Annotated in this window: 14 protein-coding genes; all 14 read right to left on the reverse strand. The window is 49.0% G+C overall.

Features of this window, described 5'->3' with window-relative positions:
* Positions 1–7: 7 nt before the first annotated feature.
* On the reverse strand, positions 8–466 hold the full coding sequence (locus ACJJIY_RS09765; RefSeq protein ID WP_282934036.1) for a hypothetical protein: 459 nt from the start codon (positions 464–466) through the stop codon (positions 8–10).
* A 73-nt stretch (positions 467–539) separates the two neighbouring features.
* Positions 540–2,084: an NADH-quinone oxidoreductase subunit N gene (locus tag ACJJIY_RS09770; protein ID WP_444895024.1), complete on the reverse strand. Its 1,545-nt coding sequence runs from the start codon at positions 2,082–2,084 to the stop codon at positions 540–542.
* Positions 2,081–3,679 (reverse strand): NADH-quinone oxidoreductase subunit M, encoded by a 1,599-nt coding sequence (gene nuoM / locus ACJJIY_RS09775; RefSeq protein WP_445359500.1) that lies wholly within the window; start codon positions 3,677–3,679, stop codon positions 2,081–2,083. Before nuoM ends, ACJJIY_RS09770 begins: the two co-directional genes overlap by 4 nt.
* Positions 3,676–5,514, reverse strand: coding sequence for an NADH-quinone oxidoreductase subunit L (nuoL, locus tag ACJJIY_RS09780; RefSeq protein ID WP_445359501.1), 1,839 nt, complete (start codon positions 5,512–5,514; stop codon positions 3,676–3,678). Before nuoL ends, nuoM begins: the two co-directional genes overlap by 4 nt.
* 1 nt (position 5,515) lies before the next feature.
* Positions 5,516–5,833: an NADH-quinone oxidoreductase subunit NuoK gene (nuoK, locus tag ACJJIY_RS09785; protein WP_445359502.1), complete on the reverse strand. Its 318-nt coding sequence runs from the start codon at positions 5,831–5,833 to the stop codon at positions 5,516–5,518.
* 4 nt (positions 5,834–5,837) lie between these two features.
* Positions 5,838–6,347: an NADH-quinone oxidoreductase subunit J gene (gene nuoJ, locus ACJJIY_RS09790; protein ID WP_445354975.1), complete on the reverse strand. Its 510-nt coding sequence runs from the start codon at positions 6,345–6,347 to the stop codon at positions 5,838–5,840.
* A gap of 37 nt (positions 6,348–6,384) precedes the next feature.
* A complete protein-coding gene (gene nuoI / locus ACJJIY_RS09795) occupies positions 6,385–6,903 on the reverse strand; it encodes an NADH-quinone oxidoreductase subunit NuoI (RefSeq protein ID WP_282934031.1) in 519 nt (172 codons plus the stop codon).
* Between the two features lie 31 nt (positions 6,904–6,934).
* The gene (gene nuoH, locus ACJJIY_RS09800) at positions 6,935–7,891 is read right to left on the reverse strand and encodes an NADH-quinone oxidoreductase subunit NuoH (RefSeq protein ID WP_282934030.1); all 957 of its coding nucleotides are present in this window, start codon (positions 7,889–7,891) and stop codon (positions 6,935–6,937) included.
* 2 nt (positions 7,892–7,893) lie between these two features.
* Positions 7,894–10,737, reverse strand: a complete 2,844-nt coding sequence (nuoG, locus tag ACJJIY_RS09805) for an NADH-quinone oxidoreductase subunit NuoG (RefSeq protein ID WP_445354974.1) — start codon at positions 10,735–10,737, stop codon at positions 7,894–7,896.
* Positions 10,738–10,792: 55 nt separating this feature from the next.
* The gene (gene nuoF, locus ACJJIY_RS09810) at positions 10,793–12,067 is read right to left on the reverse strand and encodes an NADH-quinone oxidoreductase subunit NuoF (RefSeq protein WP_444895019.1); all 1,275 of its coding nucleotides are present in this window, start codon (positions 12,065–12,067) and stop codon (positions 10,793–10,795) included.
* On the reverse strand, positions 12,045–12,611 hold the full coding sequence (gene nuoE / locus ACJJIY_RS09815; RefSeq protein ID WP_445359503.1) for an NADH-quinone oxidoreductase subunit NuoE: 567 nt from the start codon (positions 12,609–12,611) through the stop codon (positions 12,045–12,047). The genes nuoF and nuoE overlap by 23 nt, the downstream gene beginning before the upstream one ends.
* Positions 12,612–12,756: 145 nt before the next feature.
* Entirely contained in the window at positions 12,757–14,562 is a 1,806-nt protein-coding gene (nuoC, locus tag ACJJIY_RS09820) for an NADH-quinone oxidoreductase subunit C/D (RefSeq protein WP_445359504.1), read from the reverse strand.
* A gap of 36 nt (positions 14,563–14,598) precedes the next feature.
* The gene (locus ACJJIY_RS09825) at positions 14,599–15,246 is read right to left on the reverse strand and encodes an NADH-quinone oxidoreductase subunit B (protein ID WP_413664591.1); all 648 of its coding nucleotides are present in this window, start codon (positions 15,244–15,246) and stop codon (positions 14,599–14,601) included.
* Positions 15,247–15,264: 18 nt separating this feature from the next.
* Positions 15,265–15,678 (reverse strand): NADH-quinone oxidoreductase subunit A, encoded by a 414-nt coding sequence (gene ndhC, locus ACJJIY_RS09830; RefSeq protein ID WP_282934024.1) that lies wholly within the window; start codon positions 15,676–15,678, stop codon positions 15,265–15,267.
* Positions 15,679–16,100 lie beyond the last annotated feature (422 nt).

Here is a 16,100-nt window from a genome sequence, read left to right on the forward strand (position 1 = left end):
GGGATTTTTACATATCCCACAGTGAATTTGTGGCCATAGATAAGGTAATTCTTTCCTTATCTTGTATTTGTTTCAGGTCTTCAAACACCTCTTTCACCTCCATCGACTCAATTGCACCATACACCGCCTGATAGAGTTCTGAGAAATAGCGATCTACCTCTCGTCCCATATTATTAATTTCACGAATTGTCGGTGGATCACTCAGATTGAGGCGGCGAATAAAGTCATTGGCACTTTCTTCATGGGTGTATTGCAACCATGTCTTCATCACCTTATTTTGCGCTACATCATTGTAGTTCTGCAGGTTTTTTGCCATTCTCTGCTCATGCTCAAGCATGTGTTTTAATAGCAATTGGGTTCGGTAGTCCTCTGATTTGTCCAGTAAGGTCTCGTAAACAGCTGCCATTTCCAGGTGAAATCTCTCAGCATCCTTGATGACTTCAAATGCTTGTTTGAAAGTCTTCATAGTAAGTACCCTCTGATGACCAGGCTATTACCTGGGCTTTAAAATATTTTTACATCAGCACTCGCTCTCTACTTTATATAGCATTTATCCAGTTAATAAGGACCTGTGGGAATATTCCGAAAAAAACCAGGGCAGCGGCGAGAGTTGCGATTAAAAACTGCCCTGAAGTGGTAATTTGTAACGTTTCGCTGTTACTGCTAGTGTCAATGGCATCTCTTTGTACCATCGTAAGTAGAAGACGAAGGTAATAGAAGAGGCCCAATGCACTACCAATAACCACACCAGCGAGAAGAGCCCACATTTTTCCTTCAACACCTGCGGTAAAGACGTAAAACTTCCCAATAAATCCAATAGTTAAGGGAATTCCAGCCAGAGATAGCAGCATTAGAGCAAGACAGCTCGCCAGCCATGGACTACGCCAGAGTAATCCCCGGTAAAAGTCCCTGTGATAAGGATCATCTGCACTGTTGGTCACGTCGCTGACATTTGTTCCATTGGTTAGTTGTGTGGCCTCGACTGAATCGGCTATCAGGCCAACAATTGCAAAGGCTCCTAGTGTAGTAATGACATAGGCGACCATGTAATAAATAACCGCCTCTGTACCAAACGCGCTATTGCCGATGATAAACGCCACAATTAAATAGCCTATATGGCCGATTGAGGAGTAGGCCAGCAGCCTTTTGATATTGTTTTGCATCAGGGCCAGTAAATTTCCTATCAGCATGCTAGCTATGGCGGCGATTGTCAGTAAGTCAATAAGAATAGGGCTCTGGTAGAGATTTAAGGTATTAAAGAATCGCAACAGAAAGGCAATTACGGCTGTTTTTCCCACTGTGGCGATCAACGCCGTCGTAGGCGTAGGTGCGCCCTGGAATACATCGGGTGTCCAGATATGAAATGGAACCAGTGATAACTTGAAAGCAACAGAAATGACCAGCAGAGTGGCGCCGGTTGCAAAAAGAGCAGAAGTCTGTGAAAGATCCTGTATCCGTGTAGCGATACTGCCAAAGTCCAGTGCCCCAGACGCCGCATAAATTAATGCGATACCGAATAGCCCGAGAGCGGTAGAAAGTGCTGAAAGGATTAAGTATTTAAAGGCAGATTCCAGGGAATTTACTTGATCTTTGCTTGAGGATAAATTGCCAGTAACCGCAAATCCCAACAGTGGATAAAGTGCGAGGCTAATTAATTCTATACCGAGGAAAAAGGTGGCAAAGTGGCTGGCAAATACCAGGGTGCTTGCTCCCAAAATGGCAAGTAAAAGTAGTATATAAAACTCTTCTGGATAGCTATCCGGGTTTCTATTCAGGTCACACCGAAGTTTTAAGTAGTTGTATCCCATAACGCTGACGGCTATGGCGGTAACTAATATCAGCAGACAGAAGAACAATGAGTTGTAGTCAATCGAGAGTAGGGCAGTCACTTGAATGGACCCGTTATTGCCCGATAGGGTGGCTCCAACCCAGAAACAGGCAATGATAGCGGCTACCAAAGTGATAAGAGTTGTAACCAGAGCGCCCGCATGATTTCTCCAGAAGGATACTTGGAGCAGCAAAATTACAATACCGGCACTAATCAGTAAAAGCGGTAGGATAGAAAATAGTTCTTGGGCACTCATAGAGATGTACCTGTATTAGCGCTTTTAGCAGTAGGAGAGGATAAGCTTGCTGAAGTTTCCGGCCCTGTCTTTTCTATGACGACTTCTTCATTTTCAGGGGCCTGAAATTTTTGCATTGATTTAGCAATCGTAGGCTCGGCGATATCAAAGATAGGCTGGGGGCGGAGCCCGAAGATCACGAGAAGCACCGCCAGTGAAAGAAGCGCAGAGATCTCCCTGAGGCTTAGATCACTGACAGTTTTCCCCTCTGTAGCTGGTTTCAATTTGTCATTAAACTTGCCAAAGAAGACACGCTGCATCATCAATAGTGCATAGAGTGCTGCTCCAATAAGCCCAATTGCTGCAATAACCGTTAACCAGTGATTAGCTTTAAAGCTACCAACAAGCACCAGGAATTCGGCAACAAAATTACCCAGCCCAGGCAGTCCCAGCGAGGCAATGGCAAAGAAGAGTGCAACGGCGGATAGCTTTGGCAGAAGAGGCCAGACACCGCCGAGCTGGCTCATATCCCGGGTATGGAGACGATGCTGTAGTGCGCCTACTAATGCGAAGAGTGCAGCGGTACTCAAGCCGTGGGCGATCATTTGCATCACTGCGCCCTGCAGGGCGATAGTATTCAGCGCGTAGAGCCCCAATAGAACAAATCCCATATGGCTCACACTGGAATAGGCCACAAGTCTTTTCATATCCTTCTGAGCGAATGCCAGCGATGCGCCGTAGACCACACTGATGGCTCCAATGGTCATTGCAACCGGTGCAAAAGCTTGTGAACTCTCCGGGAATAAGGGCAGTGTAAAACGCAATAAACCATAGGCTCCTGTTTTCAACAGAATCGCCGCCAGCAGAATACTGCCGGCAGTAGGGGCCTGGGTATGGGCGTCAGGTAACCAGGTATGGAAGGGCAGCGCTGGCAACTTGACGATAAAGGCAATAAAAAATCCGAGCATTAACCAATAAGCTGCTGTTGCAGACAGTTGAGCACTCAACAAATCCATATAGTTAAAGGTCAGTTGCCCGCTATTCCGATAGTGGATAAATGCCAAGGCAACGATGGCAATCAGCATTAACAAGCTGCTTGCCTGGGTGAAAATAAAGAACTTTATCGCAGCGTAGACTCTGCCCTCATAGCCCCAAACTGCAATCAACAGCAGCATGGGAATCAGCATGACTTCCCAGAAGAAAAAGAATAAAAACAGGTCGATAGCGGTAAACACACCGACAATACCGGCCAGTGTCCACAGGTAGTTAAAATAAAAGAAGCCGCGCCGGAAGGTGACATCATTCCAGGTCATTACTAACCCAAAGATCCCCATCCCCATTGTCAGTAGCAGCATAAGAAAGCTGAGTCCATCAATCGCCAGATGGAAGCTGATCCCAAACCTGGGTATCCAGGATACCAAAAGGCTATCCCACCACTGACTGTCACCTGTAACAGCTGTGGACTCTGCCTGGGGGAAATAGCTGATCAAAAGTAGGGATGCGATTATCAGGGAAACCAGGCTGATTAAGCGTCCACCCTCATAGTGATATCTCTCTGCCAGCCAGGCTAATATTCCCCCAACAAATAAAATTATAATTATTGCCAGTAATGTCATAGAGCCACCAACAGGGCTAGGAATAAAATTGATCCGGCTACAAAGGTGGCCAGGTACCAACGTATTTGGCCGTTTTGTGAAGAGCTGAGGGCGTTATTTAAATGTGCACTCAGCGAAGCGGTACCCTTGTAGATGCTGTCGATAATATCTTTGTGGTTAAGGGCGGTGATAAATTTAAAAGGTCTTACAAAGACCCGGTCATAGACCCAGTCAAACCCCCATCCCTTAAACCAAAACTGCATTAGTGGAGAGCGCTGCTCTCCAACTTTCTTCTCGAACAGGAACATTTTCCAAGCGATAAACAGGCCGATCAGCGGCATGGCAATGGCAATGGCTTCAATGACCCAGGAGTGGTGTTCATCGGTTGGGGTGCCAAAGACTCCCTGGAGAGGTGGAGCGAGAATTCCACCAAATAGGGCAAGTACAGCGAGGAGGCCCAAGGGAAGCATCATCACCGTGTTATTGGCGTCTTTACAGTGTGAGGAGGCGCTACCCTCACTGCCCAGAAATGCAAGAAACAGAACCCGGAAGCTATAAATCCCTGTGACCAGTGCTCCCAATAGACCGGCAAGCCAAAGCAGGTTTACTCCTTGATGATATTCATAAGCACTGAGCAAAATATGATCTTTGCTGTAGAAACCGGATGTAAATGGGAGTGCTGCCAGGCAGGCGCAACCGATGGTAAAGCAGATAAAGGTAAAGGGGATTTTGCGATAGAGGCCGCCCATGGCAAAGATATTCTGCTCGTGATGTACGCTCAGGATTACTGACCCTGCGGAGAGGAAGAGCAGAGCCTTGAAGAAGGCGTGGGTCATCAAATGGAAGATGGCTCCTGACCAGGCACCCACACCCAGGGCCAGGAACATATATCCAATCTGGGAGATGGTTGAATAGGCCAGGACCCGTTTGATATCACTTTGTGCGATAGCACTGAATCCGGAGATTAATAGAGTCAGAGCGCCGACAATGGCTACAGCTGTCATGGCGGTTCCAGACAGTTGATAAAGCGGGTGCATTCGGGCGATCAAGTAGACCCCGGCCGTCACCATGGTGGCAGCGTGGATAAGGGCGCTGACGGGAGTGGGGCCTGCCATCGCATCGGGAAGCCAGGTCTGGAGTGGAATCTGTGCTGACTTACCCACAGCGCCCCCCAGTAACAGCAGCATAGCGATAGTGACAATTTGAGTGTTGACCCCGGGATTCCCTGCCGCTGTGATGAGCTCCGGTATATTTAGTGTTGAGAACTCAAAGAACAACAGGAACAAGCCGATCGCCATGGCGGTATCGCCGACGCGGGTGACGATAAATGCCTTCTGTGCCGCCGCTCCGTTTGCAGGGGCCTTATACCAAAAGCCAATGAGCAAGTAGGAACAAAGACCAACACCTTCCCATCCCAGATAGAGAAGTACCAGGTTGTCCGCCATTACGAGAATTAGCATGGCAGAGACAAATAGATTCAGGTAGGAAAAGTAGCGGCGGAAATCCGGATCTTCACGCATATATCCGGCTGAGTATAAGTGAATAAGGAAGCCCACTCCGGTAATGATCATCAGCATTACCAGGGTTAGCCAGTCCACATGAAAGGTGAAGCCGAGTTGGAGGTCAGATACTCGCACCCACTGCCAAACTGACAGCGTAACGACCGATTCCGGGTTGCCCAGAAAGGTGGAGAGTGCGAGGTTAAAAACCAGAATCGCTGCGATTCCCACACTGCCCACCCCAATCAGGCTTACTAATTTTTGTGAGGGTTCCTTTTGTGTAAAAAGTGGAATGCTGATGAGGGTCAGGAAACCAAGAAAGGGAAGCAATGGTATCCAGGCAAGTGATCCGTTCATATTAACCCCTCAATCCATTGAGCTGGTCAATATCGACCGTGTGTTTGCGATAATAGAATTTCAAGACCAGCGCTAGTGCAATGGCTACTTCGGCAGCGGCCAGGGTGACAACAAAAACAAACATCACCTGCCCATCAGCATTGCCCCAGTGTGCGCCGGCGACAACAAACATTAATGCTGCGGCATTTGTGCAAATTTCAATACACATCAGCATAAAAATAATATTTCTTCGGATTAGTAATCCGGCTAACCCCAAACAAAACAGAATGGAGGCCAACAGCACGCCAGCCTCCAAGCCAGGTGCAGATTCGATAGGCATAGCTTCACTCCGGTTTAACTGTTCTTCTATGTCGGGCGAGGTGAAAAGCTCCAACAAGCCCTGCCAAAAGCAGCATTGAAGCCAGTTCGACAGCGAGAACGTAATGACTAAAAAGTGCGATACCGACTTGTTTGGGACCGATATAGTGATAGGTTTGCTCTGAAGGGATTTGCCCGCTACTAACCAGCAGAAGTAGCTGGATTAACAAAATGGCTGATAGAAGGGCTGGGCCAATCCAGGTGTGGGGTTGTAACCAGGCTTGCTCCTGTGCAACTGAAGCGTCTCCCTGATTGAGCATCATGATGACAAAAATAATCAATACCATGATTGCGCCGGCATAAATAATAACTTCTAAAGCAGCTGCCAGGGGGGCGCCAAACTGGTAGAAAATAACGGCAATCGATAAAAGTGAAGTGACAAGATAAAGTAGCGCGTGGACCGCGTTCTTGTGAAAGATAACCATGGCGGTTGAGACAATGGCAACCGCAGCGGTTAAGTAGAAAATGTAATTCACTGGGAAAACCTCTTTTTAGTTATTAGCCTTATTGAAATCAGAGATTTAGGCTTTTTACATTAATGGGCTCGGCCTCATTTTGAGCTTCGCCCTTGTCTTTACCTGAGATGGCCTTTCCTGCAATTTGATAAAAGCTGTAGTCGTGATACTTACCGGGGCCACTGATTAGAAGATCTTCCTTTTCGTACACCATGTTTTGCCGATCGTACTCACACATCTCAAAGTCAGGTGTTAGCTGAATGGCATAGGTTGGGCAGGCATCTTCACAAAGCCCACACATAATGCAGCGGGAAAAATTGATACGAAAATATTCGGGACGCCAGCGGCCGTCAGGATCTTCTGTTTTTTGCAGTGAAATACAATCAGGAGGGCAGGCAACGGCGCAGAGATTACAGGCAACGCAGCGCTCGTCACCGTTGGGATCTCGGGTGAGCACGATCCTGCCACGATATCTGGGTGCCAAGTAGGGCTTTTGGTCAGGGTATTGTACGGTAACGTTCTTCCGGAACAGGTGTTTAAATACCAACCACATGCTGCGAATCTGGCTTGAAATCATTTCTTTGGCCTCGCACGCTTATTTTAATTTTCTAGGCAGTCCACAAAAGTACCGCTGCGGTAGCCAGTAGATTGATCAGGGCCAGAGGTAGCATGACCTTCCAGCCGAATTTCATTAATTGGTCATAACGGGGGCGTGGAATCGCCGCCCTTAAAAGAATAAACACACCAACCAGAATGGCAGTCTTCAGGCAAAACCAGATAAATGGGGGCAGTAGGGGGCCGTGCCATCCACCGAGAAACAGTGTGGTGATTAGCGCTGAAATTAGAATCACTGCCAGATATTCACCCACAAAGAACATGCCGAACTTCATACCGGAGTATTCGGTATGGAATCCCGCTGTCAGTTCGTGCTCAGCTTCCGGAAGATCAAATGGAGTTCTGCGGCTCTCGGCAATACCGGCAATAAAGAAAACAATAAAACCCAGGAATTGAGGGATGATAAACCAACCATCTGCCTGGGCATTAACAATCTCGCGCAGATTGAAACTGCCTGAGAGCATAACAACGCCCATCAAGCTCAAACCCATAAATACTTCATAGGACACGGTTTGAGCGGCAGCCCTTAGCCCACCGAGCAGAGCATATTTATTATTTGATGCATATCCCCCGAGAATTACGCTATAGACCGCAATAGAACTCATAGCCAGCACAAACAGTAAACCGATATTCAGGTCGGTGACCCCAATATTGGGCGATATGGGCACTACAGCAAAGGCAATCAACATGGTTGCCATAACTACAGTGGGTGCCAGTACAAATACGGGAATATCTGCAAATTTCGGAGTGAAGTCTTCCTTGAAGAACAGCTTGATCATATCTGCAATAACTTGCAGGGTGCCAAATTTCCCTACTCGGTTAGGACCCGGACGATCTTGCCAAAAGCCCAATAGGCGGCGCTCGCCCCAAGTTAAAATGGCTGCTAGCAGCACGGTAACTATCAATACGCCGAAAATATTGAGCAATATGATCCAGATATTTGTGCTCATAATTAGTCCTCTTGCCCGATTGCGGAGCTTTCTTCCACTGGCAACAGATTGGCGCCACCCGGTAATACGGGGGCAAGAGTTTCAAGCCCTGGAAGACCAAAGGGCACACCCAGGCTGCCCGAAGGTTGGCTATCGGAGATAACCACACTGCCCCGGAAAACACCGCTATTGGTGTCTAACGCCACTGTGTCTCCCTGGTTGAGGTTGGCACTTTCGGCATCACCTCGATTTAAAGTAAAGAATGGCTTATCGATCACTGTAGCGATGGCCATTGCGCGGTTACTGAGCTCTTCCGAACCAAACATTCGGTAAATCGGCAGTGTCGTTAGGCTGTGGTTTTCGCTATCTGTATCGCCATCGGGGGCTGTGGGCAAGGACCATTCCGAAAGTGCTTGCTCCTGTCGCTGGATGTATTTGCCCGAGGCACCACCACGGCGTTCGCCACCTACTTCCTGCTGAAACTTGAAAATTGATTGGTTGGAGTTCCATCCGGGAGACCAGATATTGGCTTGCAGCGGTGACCGGTTTGGATTGTGCACACCTTCCATGCTAAAGCTCATAGGAGCATCGGGGTCTTGGTGTGGGGGCTCCTCTGAGACATGTTCCTCTGCGTGAATAGCAGTGCGACCACTATAGCGAGCGGTCTGTCGAGCAACCTTCAGCCCTTGAATCCGGAAGTTTTCATCCGGCCCTAAATCTTTGATGACCTTGAGTGAAGCAACACTTGCTGCCAGGGAATCGGTGATATCCGGGCAGTGATTCCAATTGATAATAGTGTCGATACTCTCGGAGTGTTCTGTGCAAAAACCAGCGGCATCTACCAGCCAGCGCCAGCTCTCCTGGATAAACCCAGTGCCTTCATAGACCGCGTAAAACCGCTGTGCCAAACCAGTATTGTTAATAAATGTCCCTTGGGATTCGGCCGTTGCGGATACAGGAAAGATTAAGTCGGCATATTTGGCGGTTTCATTGAGCAGGGTGTCCAGCAGAACGATATGGTCGACGCTGGCAAACAGACTGTTTAACTCTTCACTTGCGATTCTTAAGGAGAGGTCATTCTCCAGAATCACTAGGGTTTTATCGATATTGGTTTTGTCATTCTTGAGTTCAGTGATCAGATGCTCAAGGGAACCGGTTTCGGGCTCAAACAGCTGAATAACTCCCAAGCTATTAGCCTCTTCACAACACAAGTATAGAGAAGTAGGTTTGCCATTTTTTTCTGCCAGTGCACTGGCGATTTTGGCTGCGCCGTGGGTAAGGTGGATATTTTTGCTGCTGGTTCCAGAGATGATCACTGGGTTTTTGGCCGCAGTTAATATTGCTGAGATTCTTTCAGCTTCCTCCAGATTCTCTGCACTCAGTGAAGTTTTGTTGCTTTTAACCTCCAGAATATTATTGGCAATTGCCTGGCCGATTTGGGCAGCCTGTTCCGGCAGGGTATAGATCGCTTTACAGGTAATATCTGAGATCTGATTGAGTTCGGTGCCGATAAAAATAATCGGGCTGGGTTCACCCTCTAATTGTCGAACAGAAGCATCCTGCCACAAGGGTATTCTTAATGATTCAGCTTGTTCTTTTTGGCGGCTCCGTGCTGCTTGGCGAACTGCCAGGGCAACCCTGGGGGCTGTACTGTAGATATCTTCCCCGAGTATCAATACAACATCTGAATTTTCTATCTCAGGGATGGTCGGGCTGTGGATATTGGCATCGCTCTGAATTCTGTCTACAAGGTGTAGTAGCTGCATATCCCGCTGGTTGAGGCCAGAGAAGAAGTTATCCCGCCCTACAAACTTTAATAGGGCGAAGTTATTTTCCAATGATGTCCTGGGTGAACCTATACCTATTAAATGATGTTCACCTCTTTGCGCAGATGCGAGTTTTTCTGAAAGTGAGAACACTGCATCCTTGGGGGAAACCTCTTTATGCAAACGTTCATCAGTTTCTGCTGTAGAGCTGATCACATCATCTTTGCGCGCAGAAAGTACTTGGGTTATCCGGCTCTTACTGTTGACATATTCGTATCCAAAGCGCCCCCGGTCACAGAGAAAATAGCCGTTGATATCGTGGTGATATAAGTTGACCACACGGCGCAACATCGGGTCTTGGTTGTTGCCGGATTCCCTCGCTCCAGGCGCGGTGTTGCAACCCACGGCACAGTGTTCACAGACTGAGGCGGCTGTCTGCAAATCCCATTTTCGGACAAAGTGCTGGCTGAAGGTCTTATCGGTAAATACTCCGGTGGGGCATACTTCGACAAGGTTCCCACTAAAACCATTTTCCAGCATGCCCTCGGTATTGCGCCCAAAAAAGACCTGGTGATTGCGACCCAGTGCTTGTAAATCCTCGCCACCGGCATAGTCGTGATAGAACCTGACACACCGGTAGCAGGTAATACAGCGATTCATTTCGTGATTGATAAAGGGGCCGAGATACTGGTTTCGATGGGTGCGCTTGGTACCCTGATAGCGGCGCATGGTATGACCGGACATTTCAGTCATATCCTGTAAGTGACACTCGCCACCCTCCTCACAAACCGGGCAATCATGAGGGTGGTTGGTCATCAGGTCTTCTATCACAGAACCGCGAAAATCTTTCGCAGCTTCCGAACTGACACTGTAAATACCGCCGTCTTTTATCGGTGTCATACAGCTCATAATCAACCGGCCCCGTTGATCTTCGCTGTCCTTATGCTCGATAACCGCACATTGGCGGCAGGCGCCAACAGAACCCATGGCGGGGTGCCAGCAAAAATAGGGGACATTCAAACCCAGGGACAGGCAGGCAGTGAGCAGGTTTTGATCTCCATCAACCTGGTATTTATTACCGTCTATTGTGATGGTTGGCATTTGAAATCCATTTTCTTTTTATTAATGCTTTCAGGGGCAGGGTTGTCGCGCTAATTTATTGGTAGGGGCAACAACCGCCTTCAATATGGTCGATAAAATCCTGTTCAAAGAGTTTTAACGCGCTTTGTATCGGCTCTGCGGCGCCGGGAGCCAGGGCACAAAAGGTATTGCCGGGGCCAATACGCTCGCACTGTTCTCGGAGGAGTTCCAAATCTTCTTTCGTCCCTTGGCCAGACTCTATTCTCTCCAGAATTTTGACCGCCCAGGGCAAGCCGTCCCGGCAGGGGGTACACCAGCCACAGGATTCCCGCGCGAAGAACTGGGTCAAGTTCAGTACCAAGCCTACGGGGCAGGTTTTATCGTCGAGCACGGTGATCGTGCCGGTCCCCATACGGCTGCCGGCCTTGCCGATAACGTCGTAATCCATGGGAAGATCGAGGTGGTCCGGGCCGAGGAAGTCGGTCGATCCTCCACCGGGAAGAATGCCCTTCAGTTGTAGGCCATCTTTCATGCCACCGGCATGTTGTTCAATAATTTCGCGAATGGGCGTCCCCATTGGGAGTTCCCAAGCCCCTGGATTATTAACCTTGCCGCTAACACCAAATATTTTGCTTCCCGCATCGTCACCCCGGCTAAGGTTTTTGTACCACTCCACGCCGTGGCTAATTAAATGGGGGAGGTTGCACAAGGTCTCTACATTGTTAACGACGGTGGGTTTGCCCCAAAGCCCGCTGACCTGTGGAAAGGGGGGCTTGGCGCGGGGAATGGCCCGCTTGCCTTCAAGGGCGTTTAGCAGTGCGGTTTCTTCACCACAGATATAGTTACCGGCGCTGCGGTGCAGACAGATCTCCAGATTAAAGCCACTGTCGAAAATATTTTCGCCAATCATGCCCTGCTGCTTGGCTTCATCGATTGCCTGTTCGAGCCGGTTTGCAGCCAGGTGGTATTCACCACGAATAAAAATATAGGCGTGAGAGGCGCCAATGGCATAGGCGGCTATAGCCATTCCCTCTAGAAGGAGGTGGGGGTCTCGCTCCATTAGCAATCGGTCTTTGAAGGCGCCGGGTTCCATTTCATCGGCGTTACAGACAACGTACTTTTGTTTGGGCGAATCTTCACCCCTAGGTACAAAACTCCACTTCAGCCCAGTGTTAAACCCCGCACCACCGCGTCCACGCAGGCCTGCATCTTTTACTTCGTTGATAATATCGTCCGGTACCATGGTGATGGCTTTGCGCCAGCCCTGGTAGCCGTCGTTTTCCACATATTGCTCAATAGTGGCGGCAATATTGTCACTGGAAATATTCTTAGTCAGTGGATTTGTCAGCATGGTATTTTTTCTTCTTATCGATTAATTCATCAATACCTTTCTCATCCAAATGGCGATGCATCTCCTCGCCGAGCATAAGGACTGGAGCTTTATCACAATCTCCCAGGCAAGGCGTTTCCAGCAGGGTGAAAATCCCATCTTCGGAGGTCTCTCCAGGCTGGATATTTAAGCGCTCAGATATTTTTTTCTGCAAATTATCGCAACCCATAATCCAGCAGCTGGAGCTTTTACACAGGTAGATCACTTCCTTGCCTACTGGTTGGCGGAAAATCAACTGGAAGTAGGTGGCGACACTCTCAAGTTCTGCAACGGGAATATCCAGATAATTGGAAATTGCCTGGAGGCTCTCATCGGAAATCCAGTCGCGATGTTTCTGTACAATCCGCAACGCCTCGAGCCCCACTGAAGTTTTTTCGTGGTAGTGGATGGCTTCCTGATCAATTTCCTCTTTTTCTTGTACTGTTAAGGTCGCCTGGTTGTCTGCTGAGTTGCTATTGCCTTGCTCCATTACTTCAATCAATTCCGGTTCTAGTAAGCTGGACATAGTCGCCCCCGAGATAGAACTTGCGGAGGTTTCGTTGAGGCGCTGCTGCCATCTGTGTGTGCGATGGCTGAAACGCTGGGTATATTTCCGTACACTTTTCTACTCCGCTGCTATACGGCCCTGTGCGTGCCGTAGTTTTTTATTGTTATCTGTCCACATCCGCCATGACGAAGTCGATGCTGGCAATAATGGCAATAAGGTCAGCAATCAATAGTCCGTTGGACATTAACGGAATCATTTGCAGGTGTGGGAATGAAGGGGTGCGAATTCGGGTCCTGTATGAGGTGGTCCCCCCATCACTAACGATTTGGTAGCTGTTGATTCCTTTAGTGGCCTCAATGGGATAACACACTTCGCCGGCTGGCATTACCGGTCCCCAGCTGTTATTCACAAAGTGCTGAATTAAAGTCTCGATATCCTCCATGGTGCGCCCCTTTCGCGGAGGGGTAGTCAAAGGGTGGTCCGACTTATAAGGGCCTGCCGGCATATTTTCCAGGCACTGGCGGATAATCCGCAGGCTCTGCCATATCTCGTCCACCCGGACCCGGCAGCGGTCGAAACAGTCCCCACCATCGTAGCTGGGAATCTCGAACTCGAACTGATCATAGCCGCTGTAAGGGCGTTTCTTGCGCAGATCCCAATCCAGGCCCGTGGCGCGAAGCCCTGGCCCGGTAACCCCCCACTCAAACGCCTCCGCCGTATCGTAGACACCAATACCACGGGTGCGGCGTTGCAGGAGTTTGTTTTTAATTACCATGCCGTCGTAATCGGCTAAGCGTGCGGGCATATAGTCGAGAAAGTCCCGCACCATCTTGTCCCAACCTTGGGGTAAGTCCTGCGCTACACCGCCGATACGGAACCATGCCGGGTGCATCCTGCCGCCGGTAATGGCCTCAACTATTCCAAACAGTTTTTCCCTATCGATAAACATATAGAACACGGGAGACATCTGCCCCACGTCCTGGGCAAAGGTGCCAAAAAATACCAGGTGGCTGGATATGCGGAAGAACTCGCACATCATCACCCGTATCATCTGTGCGCGTTCAGGGACCTTAATGCCGGCGAGTTGCTCCAGTGCCATCACATAGGGCAGGTTGTTCATGACACCGCCGAGGTAATCGATACGGTCGGTGTAGGGCACATAGGTATGCCAGGCTTGGCGCTCGGCCATCTTCTCCGCACCGCGATGGTGGTAACCGATATCTGGCACTGCATCGATAATCTGTTCACCATCCAGCTGAAGGGCTACACGGAATACCCCGTGCACACTGGGGTGATTCGGGCCCAGATTGAGGAACATAAACTCTGAGTCTTCATTACTCCTGGCCATTCCCCAGTCTTCCGGCCGGAACAGCAGGGCGTCTTGTTCTTTGCGCTCCTTCTCTTCTGACAGACTAAATGGGTCGACTTCGGTAGCTCGGGCGTGGTGATCCTTGCGCAGTGGATGCCCCTTCCAGGTCAGCGGCATCATGATTCTCTGTAAATGGGGATGACCTGGAAAGTCGATACCGAATAGATCCCACACTTCCCGTTCATACCAATTGGCATTCTCCCAAACGGCAGTAATAGTCGGTGCGCTCAGATCACTCTCGGGAAGAGCCACCTTGATACGGATAAATAAATTGCGGGTAAATGAAAGTAGTTGATATACCAGGGTGAAATCGCTGGAAGGCTGTTTTTCGGTTCCCTCCCCACGGTTGACCCGCAGCCGTTCGTCGATAGCACTCAGGTCATACAGCATTTCAAATGGCTGGGCGATATCCCGCTTGAGAAAGAGCAAAAGAGGGATCAAGGCATGTTTCTCGATCCACAGTGTGGGCATATCATCACTGTATGGCTGCCACCAGAACGAGTGAAGCTTATATCCGGTGTCGAGGTCCCGAATAAATGCCTCTGCTGCTTTCCTGTAGGGAGTTGCTGTGTGGACAGTTTTCGCAATTACGCCAGTCATTGGCTATTCCGTTGTTTTTTTCTTATTCCATGAAGCCTAAACACTGTCGGGCGCACGTAGCATGTCAGCTTTCATACGTTCCTCCCTATGGAGATCACGCTGACTAGGCTTTGGAACCTTGTGAGTTCCTTGATCATCGACAACCCAGCTGAAGGCTCGTCTCTCCGCAGCCACCGACTTTTGCAGCAAGGTTAATCCCTGCAGTAGGGCCTCTGGGCGCGGTGGACAGCCGGGCACATAAACATCGACCGGGAGAAACTTATCGACCCCCTGAACCACACTGTAGATATCGTACATACCGCCGGAATTTGCGCAGGAACCCATGGAGATGACCCAACGGGGCTCGATCATTTGCTCGTAAAGTCGCTGTACCACTGGTGCCATTTTCAGGAAAACCGTCCCTGAAATTACAATTAAATCTGCTTGTCGCGGGGTTGCACGGATGACCTCAGCGCCAAAGCGAGAGATATCGTGGCGGCTGGTGAAGGCGGTGGCCATTTCTACATAGCAACAGGACAACCCGAAATTAAATGGCCATAGGGAATTTGAACGGCCCCAGGAAACCAGCTCTTCGAGTTTGGTAAGGAGAATATTTTTTTCTAAATCTTGAGTGCTTATTTCTTCAGAAGGATTGCCGCGTTCAGTGGCAATCAGGTCGTCGGCTTTGCTCAGCTTCCAGCGCATTATGAATTCTCATTGTTGTTATCGGGGTTTTTGGCGTTTCTCCAAACTCTTCTGGTATCCGCCCCAGTCAAGTGCACCCAGGCGCCACAGATAAATAAGCCCCACCAGCAGTATCACGATAAATACGGTGGCCTCGATAAACCCGAGCAGGCCAGTTTCATAAAATGCGATGGACCAGCTAAATAGGTAAATCGCCTCCAGGTCGAAGACGATAAATAGGATGGCAACAAGGTAATAGGCGACAGATAGGCGCAGACGCGCATTGCCCTGGGAAACAATACCTGACTCATAGGGCTCATCGGTAGCCGGATCTCTGCGTTTTTGACCGAGAAAATAGGAAAGGCTGAGCATTAAGGTAATTAGGGCAAATACGGCCAGACAATAAACAATCAATGGCCAAATCTGAGGAGTGAACTGATCCGGGTAATTCAACTTCGCTCTCCCATGTTTCTGCGGGCGAAGCCCGTATCAATCACTGGTCTTGCAGTAAAAGGGCAAATCAAGAATGCTGATTCTGAGGGTGCTCTCACGCAAGAAGAGATAATTTGAAAAACGATTATTGCTTTTCTGCGAAATTTTTTAGTTGTCGGTAATCCTATTCGCTTGTCTGATTTATAAATCGTTGCGGGAGATAGCGCCAGTGGTGCGAAGGAACGTTTAATTCTTATGTATATACTTTTTATTCGGTAGGGTTATGTAATGTCTTGCGACAGCTCAATAAATGAAAATGTGCGCCAGTTTTGAGAAGGTGAAGGAGGGTCCTATTGTTCTTAGACTATTCCTCTGATCAAAAGCAGATTGAAGTTTTTAGGGTTACGCAGTACTGGACTTAGAGTGTGTGTCATTGGCTTGTC

The sequence above is a fragment of the Microbulbifer maximicatervae (SeqCode) genome, from assembly GCF_052468155.1.

Coding starts and splice junctions, on each gene's coding strand:
- nuoC (WP_445359504.1), bottom strand. CDS start 14,562: ATGACTGGCGTAATTGCGAAAACTGTCCACACAGCAACTCCCTACAGG.
- nuoI (WP_282934031.1), bottom strand. CDS start 6,903: ATGATTTCAAGCCAGATTCGCAGCATGTGGTTGGTATTTAAACACCTG.
- nuoM (WP_445359500.1), bottom strand. CDS start 3,679: ATGACATTACTGGCAATAATTATAATTTTATTTGTTGGGGGAATATTA.
- ACJJIY_RS09825 (WP_413664591.1), bottom strand. CDS start 15,246: ATGCGCTGGAAGCTGAGCAAAGCCGACGACCTGATTGCCACTGAACGC.
- nuoF (WP_444895019.1), bottom strand. CDS start 12,067: ATGCTGACAAATCCACTGACTAAGAATATTTCCAGTGACAATATTGCC.
- nuoH (WP_282934030.1), bottom strand. CDS start 7,891: ATGAGCACAAATATCTGGATCATATTGCTCAATATTTTCGGCGTATTG.
- nuoK (WP_445359502.1), bottom strand. CDS start 5,833: ATGCCTATCGAATCTGCACCTGGCTTGGAGGCTGGCGTGCTGTTGGCC.
- ACJJIY_RS09765 (WP_282934036.1), bottom strand. CDS start 466: ATGAAGACTTTCAAACAAGCATTTGAAGTCATCAAGGATGCTGAGAGA.
- nuoE (WP_445359503.1), bottom strand. CDS start 12,611: ATGTCCAGCTTACTAGAACCGGAATTGATTGAAGTAATGGAGCAAGGC.
- nuoL (WP_445359501.1), bottom strand. CDS start 5,514: ATGAACGGATCACTTGCCTGGATACCATTGCTTCCCTTTCTTGGTTTC.
- nuoG (WP_445354974.1), bottom strand. CDS start 10,737: ATGCCAACCATCACAATAGACGGTAATAAATACCAGGTTGATGGAGAT.
- ACJJIY_RS09770 (WP_444895024.1), bottom strand. CDS start 2,084: ATGAGTGCCCAAGAACTATTTTCTATCCTACCGCTTTTACTGATTAGT.